Annotated in this window: 20 protein-coding genes; 10 read left to right on the top strand and 10 right to left on the bottom strand. The window is 74.2% G+C overall.

Annotation, left to right across the window (positions count from 1 at the left end):
* Nucleotides 1-53 precede the first annotated feature (53 nt).
* On the top strand, nt 54-1229 hold the full coding sequence (glgA, locus tag ACWEJ6_RS15380) for a glycogen synthase (RefSeq protein ID WP_387664778.1): 1176 nt from the start codon (nt 54-56) through the stop codon (nt 1227-1229).
* 4 nt (nt 1230-1233) lie between these two features.
* Nucleotides 1234-1602, top strand: coding sequence for a hypothetical protein (locus ACWEJ6_RS15375; protein WP_387664780.1), 369 nt, complete (start codon nt 1234-1236; stop codon nt 1600-1602).
* Between the two features lie 13 nt (nt 1603-1615).
* Here the strand turns inward: ACWEJ6_RS15375 and ACWEJ6_RS15370 are convergent, their stop codons facing one another.
* The 3 genes from ACWEJ6_RS15370 to ACWEJ6_RS15360 form a co-directional block, all read right to left on the bottom strand.
* The gene (locus ACWEJ6_RS15370; protein WP_387664783.1) at nt 1616-2767 is read right to left on the bottom strand and encodes a hypothetical protein; all 1152 of its coding nucleotides are present in this window, start codon (nt 2765-2767) and stop codon (nt 1616-1618) included.
* Between the two features lie 66 nt (nt 2768-2833).
* Complete coding sequence (locus ACWEJ6_RS15365; protein ID WP_352361137.1) at nt 2834-3202, bottom strand: PH domain-containing protein; 369 nt, start codon at nt 3200-3202, stop codon at nt 2834-2836.
* Nucleotides 3203-3246: 44 nt separating this feature from the next.
* Nucleotides 3247-3411 (bottom strand): hypothetical protein, encoded by a 165-nt coding sequence (locus ACWEJ6_RS15360; RefSeq protein WP_452424140.1) that lies wholly within the window; start codon nt 3409-3411, stop codon nt 3247-3249.
* Nucleotides 3412-3495: 84 nt separating this feature from the next.
* Here ACWEJ6_RS15360 and ACWEJ6_RS15355 point away from each other — a divergent pair, with 84 nt between their 5' ends.
* Nucleotides 3496-4449: a LysR family transcriptional regulator gene (locus ACWEJ6_RS15355; RefSeq protein ID WP_452424138.1), complete on the top strand. Its 954-nt coding sequence runs from the start codon at nt 3496-3498 to the stop codon at nt 4447-4449.
* Between the two features lie 41 nt (nt 4450-4490).
* On the opposite strand, the gene ACWEJ6_RS15350 is transcribed toward ACWEJ6_RS15355, so the two are convergent.
* The 4 genes from ACWEJ6_RS15350 to ACWEJ6_RS15335 all read right to left on the bottom strand — a co-directional run bounded on the left by ACWEJ6_RS15350 (nt 4491) and on the right by ACWEJ6_RS15335 (nt 6821).
* Entirely contained in the window at nt 4491-4895 is a 405-nt protein-coding gene (locus ACWEJ6_RS15350; protein WP_387664792.1) for a nitroreductase family deazaflavin-dependent oxidoreductase, read from the bottom strand.
* A 30-nt stretch (nt 4896-4925) separates the two neighbouring features.
* Nucleotides 4926-5366, bottom strand: a complete 441-nt coding sequence (locus ACWEJ6_RS15345) for a hypothetical protein (RefSeq protein WP_387664795.1) — start codon at nt 5364-5366, stop codon at nt 4926-4928.
* A gap of 97 nt (nt 5367-5463) precedes the next feature.
* On the bottom strand, nt 5464-6012 hold the full coding sequence (locus ACWEJ6_RS15340) for a GNAT family N-acetyltransferase (RefSeq protein ID WP_387664798.1): 549 nt from the start codon (nt 6010-6012) through the stop codon (nt 5464-5466).
* Nucleotides 6013-6053: 41 nt separating this feature from the next.
* Nucleotides 6054-6821, bottom strand: coding sequence for a sirohydrochlorin chelatase (locus ACWEJ6_RS15335; protein ID WP_387664801.1), 768 nt, complete (start codon nt 6819-6821; stop codon nt 6054-6056).
* Nucleotides 6822-7016: 195 nt separating this feature from the next.
* On the opposite strand from ACWEJ6_RS15335, the gene ACWEJ6_RS15330 reads away from it, so the two are divergent.
* Nucleotides 7017-8315 carry an MFS transporter gene (locus ACWEJ6_RS15330; RefSeq protein ID WP_387664804.1) on the top strand — a complete coding sequence of 433 codons (1299 nt, stop codon included), beginning with the start codon at nt 7017-7019 and terminating at the stop codon, nt 8313-8315.
* An 89-nt stretch (nt 8316-8404) separates the two neighbouring features.
* On the opposite strand, the gene ACWEJ6_RS15325 is transcribed toward ACWEJ6_RS15330, so the two are convergent.
* Nucleotides 8405-9736, bottom strand: coding sequence for an MFS transporter (locus tag ACWEJ6_RS15325; protein ID WP_397216124.1), 1332 nt, complete (start codon nt 9734-9736; stop codon nt 8405-8407).
* 82 nt (nt 9737-9818) lie between these two features.
* On the opposite strand from ACWEJ6_RS15325, the gene ACWEJ6_RS15320 reads away from it, so the two are divergent.
* The 5 genes from ACWEJ6_RS15320 (at nt 9819) to ACWEJ6_RS15300 (ending at nt 13502) form a co-directional block, all read left to right on the top strand.
* Nucleotides 9819-10508, top strand: a complete 690-nt coding sequence (locus tag ACWEJ6_RS15320; RefSeq protein ID WP_387665313.1) for a GntR family transcriptional regulator — start codon at nt 9819-9821, stop codon at nt 10506-10508.
* A 10-nt stretch (nt 10509-10518) separates the two neighbouring features.
* Nucleotides 10519-10881, top strand: a complete 363-nt coding sequence (locus ACWEJ6_RS15315; RefSeq protein WP_452424135.1) for a DUF2203 family protein — start codon at nt 10519-10521, stop codon at nt 10879-10881.
* 73 nt (nt 10882-10954) lie between these two features.
* Nucleotides 10955-11905: a hypothetical protein gene (locus ACWEJ6_RS15310; RefSeq protein ID WP_452424133.1), complete on the top strand. Its 951-nt coding sequence runs from the start codon at nt 10955-10957 to the stop codon at nt 11903-11905.
* Nucleotides 11906-11910: 5 nt separating this feature from the next.
* Entirely contained in the window at nt 11911-12894 is a 984-nt protein-coding gene (locus tag ACWEJ6_RS15305) for a hypothetical protein (protein WP_452424131.1), read from the top strand.
* 68 nt (nt 12895-12962) lie between these two features.
* Nucleotides 12963-13502 (top strand): CGNR zinc finger domain-containing protein, encoded by a 540-nt coding sequence (locus tag ACWEJ6_RS15300; RefSeq protein ID WP_452424129.1) that lies wholly within the window; start codon nt 12963-12965, stop codon nt 13500-13502.
* Between the two features lie 105 nt (nt 13503-13607).
* On the opposite strand, the gene ACWEJ6_RS15295 is transcribed toward ACWEJ6_RS15300, so the two are convergent.
* Nucleotides 13608-15011, bottom strand: a complete 1404-nt coding sequence (locus tag ACWEJ6_RS15295; protein ID WP_452424127.1) for an MFS transporter — start codon at nt 15009-15011, stop codon at nt 13608-13610.
* Nucleotides 15012-15203: 192 nt separating this feature from the next.
* Between ACWEJ6_RS15295 and ACWEJ6_RS15290 the strand changes: the two genes are divergently transcribed.
* Nucleotides 15204-15833, top strand: a complete 630-nt coding sequence (locus tag ACWEJ6_RS15290; protein WP_358285470.1) for an alpha-ketoglutarate-dependent dioxygenase AlkB — start codon at nt 15204-15206, stop codon at nt 15831-15833.
* 134 nt (nt 15834-15967) lie between these two features.
* Here the strand turns inward: ACWEJ6_RS15290 and ACWEJ6_RS15285 are convergent, their stop codons facing one another.
* Complete coding sequence (locus ACWEJ6_RS15285) at nt 15968-17035, bottom strand: oxidoreductase (RefSeq protein WP_452424125.1); 1068 nt, start codon at nt 17033-17035, stop codon at nt 15968-15970.
* Nucleotides 17036-17057 lie beyond the last annotated feature (22 nt).

The following is a 17057-nucleotide window of genomic DNA, read 5'->3' as shown; positions in this document are numbered from 1 at the left end:
AACATGCCGCTCGCTGGAGGGCGCCGGGCCCGGCGCGTCGTAAGGTCGTGGGCATGCGTGTTGATCTGCTCAGCAGGGAGTACCCGCCGGACGTCTACGGCGGCGCCGGGGTGCACATGGAGTACCTGGCCAGGGAGCTGCGCAAGCTGGCCGACGTCCGGGTGCGCTGCTTCGGGGCCGATCGCGAGGAGCCCGGCGTGTCGGCCTACCGGGTGCCCGGCGGCCTGGAGCGGGCCAACGCCGCCCTCCAGGTGCTCGGCGTCGACCTGGAGATGGCCGCCGCCTGCGAGGGCGCGGACGTCGTCCACTCCCATACCTGGTACGCCAACTTCGCCGGGCATGTCGCCAAGATGCTCCACGGCGTGCCGCACGTCGTCACCACCCACAGCCTGGAGCCGCTGCGCCCGTGGAAGGCCGAGCAGCTGGGCGGCGGCTACACGGTCTCGTCGTGGGCCGAGCGCACCGCACTGGCCGCCGCCGACGCGGTGATCGCGGTCAGCGAGGGCATGCGCCGCGACGTGCTGGCCGCCTACCCCGAGATCCCGCCCGGCCGGGTCACCGTCATCCACAACGGCATCGACACCGCCCAGTACGCCCCCGACCCCGGCCTCGACGTGCTGAAGAAGCACGGCGTCGACCCCGACCGGCCCTACGTGATCTTCGTCGGCCGCATCACCCGGCAGAAGGGCCTGGTGCACCTCCTGCACGCCGCCCGCTCCTTCGACCCGGCGGCCCAGCTCGTGCTGTGCGCGGGCGCGCCGGACACGCCGGAGATCGCCGCCGAGGTGACCGGGCTGGTGCGCGGCCTCGACCGCGACGGCGTGCTGTGGATCTCGGAGATGCTGCCCAAGCCGGAGGTCATCCAGCTCCTCACGCACGCCTCGGTCTTCGTCTGCCCGTCGGTCTACGAGCCGATGGGCATCGTCAACCTGGAGGCCATGGCCTGCGAGACGCCGGTGGTGGCCACCGCGACCGGCGGCATCCCCGAGGTCGTCGCCGACGGCGAGACGGGCCTGCTGGTGCCGATCGACCAGGGCCCCGACGGCACCCCGCACGACCCCGGGGCGTTCGCCGCCGACCTGGCCGAGCGGGTCAACGCGCTGCTGGCCGACCCGGCGCGGGCGGCCGAGATGGGCCGCGCGGGGCGGGCCAGGGCCGTCGAGCACTTCTCCTGGGAGCGCATCGCCCGGCGCACCCTCGACCTCTACGCCTCGCTGCGCCGGGACTGAACGCGTGGGCTGGGACCTGGAGACCCCCGAGGGCGGGCGCCTGAGCGTCAACGCCTGGAACTGGCGTCCGACCCTGTCCCTGCTGGAGGAGGCCCGGGTGCTCGACCCCGAGACCGCGTGCCTGCTCGGCTTCAACGGCCGCATGACGCTCACCGGCGCCGACGCGGGCCGCATCGCGGCCTTCCTCGACGACTACCTGGGCGGCCTGCCCGAGCACGGACGGGTCCGGCTCGACGGCGAGGTGACCGAGGAGCCCGACGACCACCGCCTCCACCGCGACGACCTGGCGCTCAACTACTCGGCCACCGCCTCCTGGCTGCGCGACCTGCGCGACTTCTGCCGGGCGGCCCCCAACGGCTTCACCTGCATGTAGGGGTGGCGGCGGGTCAGCGGGTGAGCCAGAGGGCGGGCCTGGTCAGGTCGCCCTCGGGGCCGGTCCAGCCCGCCGCGTACACCTCGGTCGTGCCGGGGCGGCGGGCCAGGGCGGTGACCGTGCCGCGCACGGTCGTCGTCGTCCAGCGGCCGGCCGTGTAGTGGTGCAGCCGGGAGCGGGTCGAGTCGAGCACCCACAGGCCCGCCCGGCCGTCGGGCTCGGCCTCGGTGAAGGCCGCGCCCTCCGGGCCCCAGCGGCACCGCCAGGCCGAGCCGTCCCAGTGCAGCGCCAGCGGGCGGCGGCGTTCCAGGGGCTCGCCCTGCTCGTCGTACTCGTCGGGCGGGAACCAGGACACCCCGCCGACCACCCACACGTCGTCCGGCCCGAGCACGGCCACGTCGCCGAGCTCCGTGCGGGCCGGCCGCGCGCCCTCGGGCGCGCCCGGCTCGGGCAGGTGCACCGCCTGCCACGCGACGCCGTTCCAGCGGGCGGCGGGGTCGTGCGCGGTCCGGCCGACCGTCCACACGTCCGCGCCCTCGCCGCCGAGGGCCCGCGCCGGGGCGGGCAGCCGGTACGCGCGCCAGGCCGAGCCGTCCCAGCGCAGCGCGTCGCGCCCGGACACGGCCCACGGGCCGCTCGCCGCGGTGCCGTGCAGGCCGATGGCCGAGGCGCGCTCCTTGAGCGGCGTGGAGGCGCTCACGGCGCCGTCCGTGACGCCGGCGACCAGGCCGGGACGTTCGTCGTCGCCGGTCCCGAAGGCCCACGCCCGCTCGCCCGAGACCGCCCCGACCGCGGCGACCGTCATCCGGGACGGCAGCGCGTACGTGCGCCAGCGCGCGCCGTCCCACCGGCTCAGCCCGCCGGACGTCGTCTCCATCCCGGCGGACGTCTCGCGCTGGACGGAACGCACCGCCCACACCGTCCCGTCGGGGGCGACCGCGAGCCGGTCGAGCGTGCCGTGCCCGTCGCCCGCCGGGACCGTCCGCCACGGGGACCGTACGGGCTCGGCGCGCAGGTCGTCGCCGCCGGGCCGGGGGCAGCGGGCCTGGACCGTGAGGCTCACCGCCGGAGCGGACGGGACGTCCCGCCCGGGAGGCCCGGCGCAGGCCGGGAGCGCCAGCAGCACGCCGAGACCGGCCACGCGGGCACGTACGGAACGCCGCACCTCGCCCCCTTCGTGATCATCGGCAGAATACGCTCACCCTGCCCAGGAGACCACGCGTGACGCCGATCAGCCCTGCGAAATGTAGTGGAGAATGACGTTGTGCACGTGGTGGGCCTTGTTGTCGCCACGGAAGTCCACCTCGTAGGTGTGCGTGCCGACGTGGATGGCGATGGCGCCCGAGGAGAAGAACCCGCCGGCCAGCGACTTGTTGCTCACGACGCTCACCGCCGAGATCTTGGCGTAGGGGATGCTGGTGATCGCGATCCGCTTGCCCACGAACGACTTGTCCTGCACGATCACCCGCCGGTCCGTGAGCCCCAGGAACCCGGTGCCCGCCCCGATCGCGTCGTAGACGGCGATGATCTGCTCACCGGGGAGCAGGCCGCTCTCGATCTGCTTGAACTGCTCTTTGCGGTCGTAGGGGATGTCAGCCATGCCCGGCCAACGAACGGGACGTGCCCCCGCGTTCCGCGCCGGGCTCAGGGGCCCGCCGGATGGGCGGACGGGTCGTGCGGGAGGTCGAGCAGGCAACCGCACGTGCCGGGCGGCCGTGGCAGCCCGAACAGCGCGCGGACCTGGGCCGGAGCCGGTGGCGTGGGGCGGAGGAGGCGGGTCGGGAGGCGGGTCAGGAGACGGCGGATCATGCTTCCCAGCGTCGCGGTGACGCCTGCGCCCGGTCCAACACCGAAATATCGCGATTGACGCGCTTTTGTGGTTAATGTGGCGTCGTGGATCTGCACCCCCGGCTGCTGCGCGTCTTCGTCGCCGTCGCCGAGGAGCTGCACTTCGGGCGCGCCGCCGCCCGGCTCTTCGTGGCCCAGCAGGCGCTCAGCCGGGACGTGCGCACGCTGGAGGCCCGGCTCGGGACGCCGCTGTTCGTCCGGTCCACCCGCCGGGTGGAGCTGACCCCCGCCGGCGCCCGGCTGCTGCCCGGGGCGCGGCGGCTGCTGGCGCTGCACGACGAGGTCGTCGCCGACGTGCTCGGCGCCGATCGCCCGCTGCTCGTGGACGTCACCATGCAGGGCCCCGACCTGCCCGAGCCGCTGGTCAGAGCCCGGGAACTGGCCCCCGGGACCGAGATGCTGGCCCGTTTCCACGGCGGCCTGGCCGCGGGCGCGGCCGCGATCCTCGACGGACGGCTCGACGTGTCGTTCGGGCGCTTCGCCGGGCTGCCCGCGGACGTGCGCGCCCGGCTGGCCCAGGTCCCGGTGCGCCTGCAGCCCCTGGCCGTGCTCCTGCCGGCGGACCACCCGCTCGCGGAACTGGACGCCGTGCCGCTCGCCGCGCTGGCCGCCTTCCCGCTGGACGTCATGGGCGGGAACGCCGGCACGCGGGAGTGGAGCGACCTGGGGGAGCGGCTGGCCGAGGCGTTCGGGCTGCGGCTGGCCCGGCCGCACGCCGCGCCCGAGGGGGCCGCGGAGATGGGGCACTACCTGCGCCGGCATCGCGAGCCTGTGCTGTCCAGCGTGGGGATCGGCGGGATCCCGGGCGCGGTGAACCGGCCGCTGGCCGAGCCCGTGCCGCTCGGCCTGCAGAACCTGGTGCATCCCAAGGGCCTGCGCCACCCGGGCCTCGCCGCGCTCCTGGCCGCCGTCGCCGAGCTGGGACGGGCCCGCCACTGGCTGCGCCGCCCGCCGGGCTCCTGGCTCCCCGAGGCCGACGAGGCCCTGGTGGTGGCCTGACGCTAGGTGGTGCGTTCGAGCACGACCACCGGGCCTGACGCCTAGGTGGTGCGTTCGAGCACGACCACCGGGATCTGGCGGTCGGTCTTCTCCTGGTACTCGTCGTACTGGGGCCAGGTGCGGGTCATCGTCCGCCACATCTCGGGCTTCTCCTCCGCCGAGGCGGTGCGGGCGCGCGCCTTGAACCTGTCGCCCTTGACCTGCACCTCGACGTCGGGATGGGCCAGCAGGTTCTTGTACCACTGGGGATCTTCGGGGTCGCCGCCCTTGGACGCGACCACGAGGAAGTCGTCGCCGAACCGCTGGTAGATCAGCGGCGTGGTGTACGGCCTGCCGGAGTTACGCCCCTTGGTGGTCAGGAGGAGGACGGTGGTGTTGTTCCAGTCGTGCCCCTCCGCGCCGTCGGTGGCCTGATAGCGCTGCACGTGTTCCTTGCCATAGAGCATGCCTCTGGACTACCCCGCGCGGGGGTGTCCTCACCGTGCCGCGCCGACCAGCTCGGCGGCCCGCCGGCTGTCGAGCGGGAGGGCCGAGTCGGGGGTGCGCTCGCGCACGTCGCGGTCGCGGATCGCGAACACGGCGGGCGCCGCGCCCACGTCGCCGTAGCGCTCGGTCACCGCCGCGCCGATCGCCCGCCGCACGCCGGCCACCACCTCGCGGACGCCGGGCCCGGACGTGACGAGGTGACCGAGCATCCCGGCGAAGCGCAGCTCGTCGTCGGCGGCGGGCCGCTGCGCCGGCAGCACCGGCCGGTCGAGCCAGAACACCTTGCCGGACAGGACCGCCGCGGGGCCGTCGGGGCCGTCGGGGCCGAGCACCCGCGCCGTGCGGGCCAGCAGCTCACCGAACTCGGCCAGGTCCGCGTGCGGCGGGAGGTCGGTGGTGACGAACAGGGGCACGATCAGCGAGTCAGGCATGCGGCTATCCCTCCGTGAGGAGGCTCATCGTAGGACCTGCCACCGACAATTCCGCGGCGCGCCACTCACCGTCCACCGCCCGGGCCGCTCGTCGCCGCTAGCGCTCGGTCCATTCGTCCTGGATCGCCGCGTGCACGATGGAGTCGCGCCAGCCGTGCGGGGTGTGCACGTGGTGCCGGATCCGTCCCTCCTCGACCATGCCGGCCGTCAGCATGGCGAGCTGGGCGGGCAGGTTGGCCGGCGACCTCGCGCCCCAGACGCGGTGCAGCCCGAGCTGCTTGAAGCCGAACGACAGCAGCAGGCGCACCAGGTCGGTGCCGATGCCACGGCCCCACTGGTCGGGATGGAGGCCGAAGCCGATCTCGGCGCTGTGGGGCAGGTCGGGGTCGATCTTCAGGCGGGCCACGCCGATCACGTGCCGCCGGTCGGCGTCCACGACGGCCAGCACGTAGAGGCGGCGCGGCTCGGCGGCGGCCGCCTCCATGGCCTGGCCGACCAGGGCGGCGACCTCCTGCACGCTGCGCGGCGCGAACGGCATGTGCTGCGTGGCCGCCGGATCGCCGTAGACGGAGTGCAGCGGGACGACGTCGGCGTCGGTGAGGTCACGAAGTCCGATTCGCTCGCCGATGACCATCACGCGCCGCATGCGCAGAAGGTAACGCGACTATCGCGATCTTTACAAGGGTGTCAAGTCGCCAGCTGACTGCCGTAAGCCCGCGCGACAAGTTCGGCGACGGCGCTGTGCGCCCCGAGCGGCTCGGCGTGACCGGCCTCGACGGCGGCGGCGGCGCGCTCGACGAGCTCCGCCGGGGCCTCGTGACCGATCAGGCAGGGCGCGATGGCCAGCCGCTCGGCCCCGGCGGCGCGCAGGCGCTGGGCGGCGACGTCCACGCCGGGCTCGCTGTCCAGCGAGGCGGCGACGACGGGCAGCGTGAGCCTGGAGGCCAGCAGCACGGCCGTGGCCTGGACGGCGTGCACCGCGCGCTCGCCGCCCACCGTGCCGAGGATGACGGCGTCGACGGGGCTGGAGACGTTGAGCAGGCGGACCCGGTCGGCCCTGGCCAGGCCGCGCTCGGCCAGCCTGATGTGCAGGGCCTCGGCGAGCAGCGGGTGGGGGCCGAGCGCCTCGGTGGCGACCGCGCCGGAGCCGGCGGCCGCGATGGCCTTGCCGATCTCGGCCATGACGACCGGGTCGTCCCAGGTGAGCAGGGGCACCACGACGGCGTCGCGGCCCGCGGGCAGCGCGTCTGCCAGGTCGGCGACGGCGGTCAGCCGCACCTCGATCTGCGGGTTGTCGACCCGCACCACGGCCGCGATCTCTTCGGCCACGCCGCCGGTGCCGCCGGGGGTGGCCAGCACGAGCATGGGCGCGTCCGGCGGCAGGGACGTGGGCACGGGGCGGCGGTGCCGGCCGCCGCCGGGCCGGGGGGAACGTTCACGTACAGGCAGGCTCACAGGCGCGCAGTTTATGCCTATTCGCGGCTGGTTGTTCTGTGAATCGGGAGCGATTCCGTCACAACGGGAACGCTGTGATCGAGATCACATCGTGACCGCCGCCGCCGTTGACGAACACCCCTGAGAAGGGCAACTCTGAGGCAACTAGAAACGCGTTCTAGAGCGACCGTCACACACCGTCCCCGGAGGATGGGAATGAAGCCGTTCTATGTCCGCGAGCTGAGCGTGTACCCGGTCGGTCGCCGGCGGATCTTCCTGCTGGCGATAGCCGTGCTGGCGAGCCTGGTGGCCAACTTCGAGACCACGCTCGCCACGATCCTGCCGCTGCTGATGAAGGACCTGGGCATGTCGCTCACGGTCTACGGCCTGCTCGCCGCGGGATCGGTGCTGATCGGCGGCCTGTCGGCGGGCGTCGGCGGCATCCTGTCCGACCGCTGGGGACGGGTCACGCTCCTGGTGCCCACCCTCACCGTCACGGCGGCCTGCAACTTCCTGCTCGCCACCGTGGACACCGTGGCCGGCCTGTTCTGGGTGCGCTGCCTGATGTTGTTCATCGAGGGCGCCGGGATCACCATCACCGCCTCCCTCGTCCGCGACTTCTCCCCGCGCCTCGGCCGCGCCCAGGCGTTCGCGTTCTGGACGTGGGGGCCGGTCGGGGCGTCCTTCCTGGCCTCGTTCATCGCCGGGTTCACGCTGCCGCTGTTCGACAACGCCTGGCAGTCGCAGGCGATCATCATGGGCGTCGTCTCGCTGGCCATGTGCGCGGTCATCGTCTGGAAGATCGCCGAGCCGTCGGCGGCGCTGCGGGCCCAGGTGCTCGACGCCGAGGAGGCCGTCGCGGCGGAGGAGAAGATCGACGCCGGACGGGTGCGCGAGCTGTTCCGCCATCCCCACCTGTGGGCCCACGTCCTGGGCAACACCGGCTGGCAGGTGCTCTACTGGACGTTCGCGATCTTCGGGCAGACGATCCTGGTGGAGGCGTTCGGCCTGGAGCCCGCGGGGGCCAACCGGGTGGTGGCGCTCGGCATCGTGCTCAACGCGGTGGCCGTGGTCGTCGTCGGCCGGGTCTCCGACCGGCTGCGGCTGCGCAAGCCGTTCACGGCCGCCGGCACCGCGCTGACCGTCCTCACCCTCGCCTACTTCATCGGCATGGTCGGCCCCGGCGTCTCCCCGGGGCACGTCACCGCCGTCTACGCGCTGCTCTTCCTGTTCATGGGCGTCGCGTACGTGCCGTGGATGGCCAACTTCTCCGAGAACGCCGAGGACGTCGAGTCGCGCCTGCAGGGCTCGGCGCTGGGCATCTGGGGCATGGTCGTCCGCGTCATGATCGTGGTGCTGCTGGTCGTCTCGCCCATGGTGGTCTCCGCGGGCGGCTGGGGCGCCTGGCTCGCCGTGGCGCTGGCCGGGCAGGTCGTGTTCCTGGCCTCGATGGCGGCGTTCAAGGGCGACTGGCGCAGGCGCCCGCGGGTCGCCGAGCCCGAGACCGCCGTCTGAACCGTCCCAGAAGTCCTTCGAGCGGCGCGCGTGGGCGGCGGTGGCAGCCGCCGCCCACGCCTTCGCGGCGTTCCCGCCTTCCCCCGCACTCAGGCGAAGGGACCCACCTGGCCGGGCAGCCTCCTGGCGGTGCCGCTCTCGCCGGCGGCGATGTCCAGGTCGCGGGTTTCCGGGGCGATGGCCAAACCTACGGCGGTGACGGCCAGCGCGACAACCACGTACAGGGACACGGCAAGCGTGGTGCCGTACAGGTCGAAGAGCTTGAGCGCGATGATCGGGGCCAGCGCGCCGCCGACGATCCCGGCCACCTGGTAGCCCATGGACGCGCCGCTGTAGCGCAGGCGGGTGCTGAACAGCTCGGCGATGAAGGCGGCCTGCGGGCCGTACATGGCGGCGTGGGCGGCCAGCGCGACCACCGCCGCCAGCACGATCAGCGGGAACGACTTCGTGTCCAGCAGCGGGAAGAACGCGAACACCCACCCGGCCGCAGCCAGCACGCCCGCGAAGTAGACCGGCCGCCGGCCCAGCCGGTCCGACAGCGCGCCGAACAGCGGGATCAGGCCGAGCTGCAGCACCGAGCCGATCAGCACCGCGTACAGCGCCACCGACCGGTCCAGCTTCAGCTGCCCGGTGAGGTAGACGATGATGTACGCGGTGAAGGTGTAGAAGGCCACGTCCACCCCGATGCGCGCGGTGAACGCCGACAGCAGCGCCCGCGGATGCGTGCGCAGCACCTCGACCAGCGGCATCCTGGCCGTCGCGCCGTGCTTCTCGACGCGGGAGAACAGCGGCGACTCGGCGACCCGCGTCCGCACCCACAGCCCGACCAGCACCAGCACGCCCGACAGCAGGAACGGCACCCGCCATCCCCACGCCTGGAAGGCCGCGTCCGGCAGGGCGAAGGACAGGATCGCGAGCAGGCCGGTGGCCAGCACGTACCCGGCGGGCACGCCGACCTGCGGCCAGCTCGCGTTGAAGCCGCGCCGCCTGCTGTCGCCGTGCTCCAGCGACATGATCACCGCGCCGCCCCACTCGCCGCCGAGCCCGAAGCCCTGGACGAAGCGGAGCACGGCCAGCAGGACGGGCGCGGCCACCCCCACGCTCGCGTAGCCGGGAAGCACGCCGATGAGGAACGTCGACAGGCCCATCAGCAGCAGCGTCACGACCAGCACGGTCTTGCGGCCGGCCCGGTCGCCGAAGTGCCCGAACACCACGCCGCCGAGCGGCCTGGCGACGAACGCGACGGCGTTGGTGGTCAGGGCCGCCAGCGTCGCGTTGAGCGGGTCGAGCGACGGGAAGAACAGCTTGCCGAAGACCAGCGTCGCGGCCGTGGTGTAGAGGAAGAAGTCGTACCACTCCAGGGACGTGCCGACGAGGGCGGCGATGATCACCCGGCGGGTCTGGTGCGCGGAGCTTGACATCGAAGGCTCCCAGATGGTCGAGGGGATAGTTTCAACGTAAGGATTGTTGAACAATTCGACAAGAGGTTTGCTCCATGATTCCCTGGCGCACGTGGAAGACGTGGTCGCGGACCTCGCCCGGCACCGGTCGAGACTGAACCGCAGCAGCACGGCCGAGCGCGTGGCCGACATCCTCCGCGACAGCATCATCGAAGGCGCCTTCCCGCCGGGCGCGCGGCTGTCAGAGGAGGCCATCTCCGAAGGGCTCGGCGTCTCGCGCAACACGCTGCGCGAGGCGTTCCGCCTGCTCGGCCACGAACGCCTGCTCGACCACCGGCTCAACCGGGGCGTCTTCGTCCGGCTCCCGTCCGTGGAGGACGTCTCCGACCTCTACACGATGCGGCGGGTGCTGGAAGGGGCGGCCGTCCGGCGCAAGGCGTCGCGGCAGGCGCTGGCGCTCATCGAGGAGGCCGTGCGCGACGCCGAGCGGGCCGCCGCCCAGGGCGACTGGCAGGGCGTCGGCACCGCCAACATCCGCTACCACCAGGCCCTGGTCGGCCTGCACGGCAGCCCCCGCCTCGACGAGGCCATGCGGCAGCTCCTGGCCGAGCTGCGCCTGGTCTTCCACGTGATGGACAACCCGCGCGCCTTCCACGAGCCGTTCATCGAACGCAACCGCGCGCTGCTCGCCCTGCTGGCGGCCGGTCGCGCCGAGGAGGCGGCGGCCTACCTCGACGACTACTTCGACGAGGCCGAGCGGCTTCTCATCCACGCCTACCAGCCGAACGGGTAGCGTTTTCCGCATGGACCGGATCTTCACCCTGGACGAGGCGCGCGCCCTGCTGCCCGGCATCATCGCCGAGGCGCGGGAGATCGTCGCGGGCCGCGCCGACCTGGCCGAGATCGCCTTCGACCGGGAGGCCGCCGGCGGGTCGCGGCTCGGCGGGCTGCCCGAGATCAAGGCGATCGAGGCGCGCATCGAGGAGACGCTGACCCGGTGGAGCGAGCAGGGGATCGAGGTCAAGGGCGTCGCGCCGCTGTTGATTGACTTCCCCTCGGTGCTCGGCGGGGCGTCGGTGCGGCTGTGCTGGATCGAGGGGGAGCCCGAGCTCGCCTGGTACCACCGTTCGGATCTGGGCTTCGCGGGGCGGCGCCCGCTGCCCTGAAGCGTGGCCTACCTGTGACCAACTCGCCACCGTGCCCATGGGTCTAACCAGGTGAGCGAAAGGATCACCACTCATGAGGCTATCCTCAGCGGCCGCCGCGCTCCTCCCGCCGGCGGTCGCCGGCGGGCTGGGGCTCCCGGCCGCCGCCGCACCCGCGCACACCGGGCCGCCGCAGGCCCGCGCGGCCTGGGTCACCGCCTGCGAGCTGCCCGTCGAGGGCACGTCCCCGTGCGGCCCCTGGCACCTGCTTCTCCGTGACGGCCGCAAGGTCACCGTCGGCGACTCCGCCGCCCGCGCCAAAGGCCGCGCGACCTCCCTGTTCGCCCTCAGCGGCGACGGCCGGACCATCGTCTACCAGCGGGCCCGCGACCACCGCCTGGTCGCACGCGCGGCGGCCGGCGGCCCGGTCAAGGAACTGCCCAGGTCCCTGCGGCCCGGCGCGGACGACGCCCTCTACCTGTCAACGGCCGGCGACCGGCTCCTCGTCGGCCGCCGAGGCCACGTCGACGTGCTCACCCTGGCCACCGGCAGGATCACCGGCCTGACCGTCAAGGGCGAACCGGCCGGCTTCAGCGGCGACGGGGACGAGGTGCTGACCACCCGCGACCTGAGCGACGGCACCAGATGGCTGTACTCCTACGGGCTCGACGGCCGCGCGCTCAGGAGCCAGGCCCCCCAGTTCGTCGCCAACGCCGTCACCCTCGCGCTGTCCCCCGACGGGCACACCGTCGCCGCGTTCAGCTCCGGCGGCAGCCGTGGCGGCCCGCCCCGGATGCGCACGTACGACCTGGAGACCGCCCGGCTCGCCGACGGCGTGAACCTGCCCCTCGCCGGCGACGCCTCGCCCGACCACGCCCGCTGGACCCCTGACGGACGGCTCGCCGCCTACTCCTACGACAGCAGCTCCACCAAGTCGACGGTGGTACGGGTGCTCACCGTCGACCCCGCTTCCGGCCAGGCCCGCCGTACCGACACCTACAAGGTGGGCCCCGACCCTCACACCATCGTGTTCCCGGGGGAGTGACCATCGTGAGAATCGTCCCTTTGCTGACCGCAGCCCTGCTCACCCTCACCGCCGTGCCGGCCGCCGCCGTCCAGGCCGCGCCGCACCACGACCACAGCCACGACCACAGCCACGGCCACGACAGCATCCGGTACGCCTCCGTCAAGGGCTGCCCGGCCAAGGACGGCACGTCCCGGCCCTGCGGGCAGTGGCGGCTGGTCATGCACGACGGCGGGCGCAGGACGCTGCCCGATGCCCAGGTCGTCGCGCTCGACGCCAGGCGCAGGTCCACCGTCACCTCGCCGGCGCCGATCGCGGTCAGCGGCGACGGGCAGCGCGTGGCGTACCTCACCAAGACCGGACGGCCGGCCGTACGCGTGCTCGGCGGCGGCGTCACGCTGCTGCCCGAGGACGCGCTGCCGCGGGTCGCCCAGAACGAGGTGACGCTGCTGCTCTCCGGCGACGGCGCGCGGCTGGCCGTCGTGGTCCAGAGCGACCGGCCCGCCGCCACGAAGATCTTCGACACCGCGACCGGGGCCCTGCTCGGCACCGTGCCCGCCGACGAGACCCTCCTCGGGTTCAGCGGCGACGGCGACGAGGTGCTGTCCTCGATCGAGTCCGACGACTCCGTCACCGACCTGGTCGTGCGCGACCAGACGGGCGAGCATCTCGTACGCGTCACGCCGCCGCAGGTCGTGGCCGCCAACGGCCCGCAGGCGCTGGCCGGCGACGGGCACACGGCGGCGGTCGTGATCCGCGGCAGGAAGACCGAGCTGCTCACCTACGACCTCGCCACCGACGAGGTCACCGGACGCAGGAAGATCAAGCTGCCGGACGGCGAGCTCAGCATGATCGACTGGACCGGGGACACGCAGGTCACGCTGCACCTGGTGTCCGGCTCGTCCAGGATGACCATCGTCCAGGTCGACACGGGGACGGGCGCCGTACGGGTCAGGGACCGGTACACCGTCCTGAAGGACAGCTTCGTCTTCGCCGCCTGCGGCGGCTGAGCCCACACCACGGCGGGGCAGCGTCCACGGCGGGGCAGGGGGAGTCCCGCCGTGGATACGCTTGCCGCGTGGAGGTTCACTCGACCAGGGCGATGGCCGTCAGGGCCGTCGAGCTGTGCGTGGCGCTGCTGCACGAAGAGCCGACGCCCGCCTCCGTGACGGACGTCCTGCGCCGCCACGGCGAGCACGGCGACCTCGGCCTCGACGACTCCGACGTGGCCGTGATGCGGGTGGCGGCGGCCCGGCTGCGCGACGTGCTGGGCGCGCGCGACGCCGGGGAGGCGGCGGGCCTGCTCAACCGCCTGCTCGCCGACACCGCCCGGCCGCCCAGGCTGACCAGCCACCGGGGCACGACGTCCTGGCATCTGCACGTCGACAGCGGCGACGACGCGCCGTGGGCCGAGTGGTTCCTGGCCTCGTCGGCGATGGCCCTGGCCGTGCTGGTCGCCGACCATCAGCGCGTTCCGGGCGGGTTGTGCGCGGCCGCGGGGTGCGGACGGCCGTACCTGGACCTGGGTGGCGGCAGCCCCCGCCGCTACTGCGGCACCCGCTGCGCCACCCGCGCCCGCGTCGCCGCCCACCGCGCCCGCCCCCAGCCAACCCCCTGACACCAAGCGCCGTCCCTACCCGAGCCCGCGTCGCCGCCCACCGCGCCCGCCCCCTGACGCCACGCGCCCGTCCCAGCCGGCCCGTCCCAGCCGGCCCGCGCCTGCTCACGGCCTGTCGGTGCCCGCGTCGCCCGCTGACGCTCGCGAACCGCGGCGGCGGAGGAGAACGTGGACGGCCACGGCCTGTAAGGCCGCGCCGGTCAGCAGGGCGGCAGTGGCCGACTGGGTGCTCAGCGGGCCTGCCAGCGCCGATCCGACGGCGAACGAGGTGATCTTGAGGCTGGCGCCGGTCGTGAACACCTGACTGCGCAGCCCGGCGGGGGCCTCGCGGTGCCGCACCGCGAACAGCGCCGTCAACTGCGGCCCCTCGCCCGCGCCCACCAGCCCCGCCGCGACCACCGCGATCCAATACGCCCCCACCAGGGCCGTTCCTGCCATGGCGGCCAACGTCATGCCCGCGCCGACCAGCGCGGTGGACCAGGCCAGGGTCGCGTCCCACGCCGGTGCCGGGTTCCGTCGACGGGGGCCGCCGCGCCAGGCCAGGAGTCCGTTCGCGGCCAGGCCGGCTGCCGCCGTGACGGCCAGCAGCAGCGTGCCGCGGCTGCTGTCGCCCGTGAGCTCCAGCCCCAGCACCGGCGCCGACACCACGAACATGCCCGCCCCGGCGCACGAGACCATCGACCCGGCGGTGGCCCGTCCCAGCACCCGGTTCCCGAGCACCGCCCGAATCCCGGCGGCCATCTCCCGCGCGACCGCTCCCGCAGCCCGTACGGGCGAGCTGAGGCCGCCGAAGCGCCGCCGCTCGCCGCTCGGCCGGTTGCCTGCGGGGAGGTCGCTGGTGGGGTGGGCGTGGGTGGGCCGGTCAAGCGTGGGGTGGTCAAGGGCGGGTCGGTCGTGCGGCCGGGCGCCCGTGGGTGGGGCGCTTGTGGGGTGGGCGTGGGTGGGCCGGTTCTGGGGGGTGCGCCTAGGGAGGGTCCAGGCGGCGGGGAGGGCGGTCAGGAGGAGGGCTGCGGAGACGAGGACCGCCGCCGGACCGCCCGCCACGGCCGCGATCACGCCGACCGCCGCCGGACCGGCCAGCCCCGCCACGTTGTACGTCATGGCGTCCAGCGCGGTGGCCCGTGCCAGCCGTCCCCGGTCGGGCCCGGAGACCAGGGGGAGCTGTCCCGTCCAGCCGCCGGTGAGCGCGGGGCCCGCCAGCCCGGTCACCACGGCCAGCGCCACCAGCGCCGTCCCGGGCACCCGTCCGACGCCGCCCGCCACCAGCAGCAGGCCGGTCGCGTACCCGAGCAGGCAGCACGCCAGCAACCGGCCCGGACGGCGGGCGCGGTCCAGCAGCACGCCGAGCAGCGGCCCGCCGACGGCCGCCGAGACGGTCAGCCCGGCCAGCAGCGACGCCCCGAGCAGCGGAGAGCCGGTGGCGGCGAGCCCGGCCACCAGGAGGGCGGGCCCGGACATCTCGTCGCCGGTCCGGGCCGCGACCACCCCGGCCATGTAACGCGTCAGCACCAGCAAGACGTTACAGGATCCGTGTTAAGGGACGGTCCGGGCGGGGAAGGGCTCGGGTGATCGTCCCGCGCGGGCCTCGCGCCCGCCGGCGGCGACCCGCCCGGCCTGTACGGACTGCGTACCGCACAGGCCGGGCATCTTCCAGGCCCCCGAGTCGAATATGTGTTTGAACAATGGCATAGACTCGGCCTCATGAAAGCCGCGTTCCAAGCATCTCTGCTGGGTCTCGACGAGGAGCTCGGCGTCGGGCGGCTGGGCGCCACGGTCCGCCGGACGTACCTCGACCACGGAGCCTGGATCGACCTGCGGCCCGGCTGGCTGACGGGGGCCGACACGCTGTTCGCGCGGCTGGCCGAGACGGTGCCGTGGCGTGCCGAGCGCCGCCGCATGTACGACCGGGTCCTCGACGTCCCGCGCCTGCTCAAGTTCTACGACGAGGGCGAGACGCTGCCCGACCCCGTCCTCGACCAGGCCAGAGCGGCGCTCGACGCCCACTACGGCGAGGAGCTGGGCGAGCCCTTCCGCACCGCGGGCCTGTGCTTCTACCGCGACGGCCGCGACAGCGTGGCCTGGCACGGCGACACCATCGGCCGGGGCAGCAGCGAGGACACCATGGTCGCGATCGTCTCGGTGGGCAGCCCGCGCCCGCTCCTGCTGCGCCCGCGCGGCGGCGGCCCCTCGATCCGCCGCGACCTCGGGCACGGCGACCTGATCGTCATGGGCGGCAGCTGCCAGCGGACGTGGGAGCACGCCATCCCCAAGACCGCCCGGCCCGCGGGGCCGCGCATCAGCATCCAGTTCAGGCCGCGCGGCGTCCGCTGACCCGGCCCGCCGCGCCCGCCGCGCCCGCCGCGCCCGCCGCGCCCGCCGCGCCCGCCGCGCCCGCCGTGGGCCCCGCGCCCGCCGTGGGCCCCGTGGGCCCCGCGGGCTCCGCGAGCCCCCGTGCGCCCCTCGTGCTAGCGGAGGCGGAGACGGGCTATGCGGCCCTGCTCGCCGGAGGCCCAGCAGGACAGGTCCGGGGTGCACGAGACCGTGTCGAACGAGCCGCCGTCGAAGGTCTCCCAGCGGGCCCCGCCGTTGTACGTCACGTCGCTGCCCGTGGGGCCGACCGCGATCGCCGCGAACGGCAGGTGCGGCAGCCACGTCACCCCCGACCGGTACGCGGGCGGCGGGGTCGTGGCGGGCCGCCAGGTGGCGCCGCCGTCCCCGGTGACCGCGGCGGCGTTCGGGGAGGGGAGGCCGGGTTGGTAGTCGCCGCCGACCGCGATCCCGCGGTGCCGGTCGCGGAAGGCCAGCGCGAAGACGCCCTTCGCCGGGTCGGCGGCCGGGATCGGGGTGTCGGAGACGGTCCACGTACGCCCGCGGTCGGCCGAGCGGAACACGCGTGACCGCTCGCCGCCGCCGGTGGCGATCCAGGCGTCGCGTCCGCCCGCGGTCACCAGGCACTGGCCGCTCGCCGCGAAACCGGCCTCGCCGGGCAGCGCGTCCGGCATGCCGGTGGACGGGAGCACCTGCCAGCTCCGGCCGCCGTCCTCGGTGGCCAGGAGGCGGAACCTGCCGTTCACCGGGTCGCTCATGGCCAGGCCGTGGCGGCGGTCGAAGAAGGCCATGCAGTCGTAGAAGGCGTTCGGCTCGTCGTTCCTGAAGGACTCGGTCCAGGTGCGGCCGCCGTCCTCGGTGCGGTAGACGCGGCCGTCCGTGCCCGTGCCGATGGACAGGACCAGGGCGTGGCGGGCGTCGAACGCCTCCACGTCGCGGAACTGGAGTGACTCGGTGCCGGGCGGGGAGACGTTCTGCCAGGTGCGTCCGCCGTCCACGGTGCGCAGGACGGTTCCGCCGGTGCCGGCGGCCCACGCCACGTCCCTGCTCACGGGCGCGAGACCACGGAAGCGGGCGGTCACGCCGGTCTCCTTCAGCTCCCAGCCGAGGTCCGGGCCGGGGCCGGTGGTGGTGGCGTGGGCGGGGAGCGGGGCGGCGAGCACGAGCGCCGCGGACAACACGCTCATCGCGATGCGAACGTTCATGCCGGGCAAACTAACCCAAGAG

Source organism: Nonomuraea sp. NPDC004702, assembly GCF_053601695.1.
This window is presented reverse-complemented; position numbering and strand designations above follow the sequence as displayed.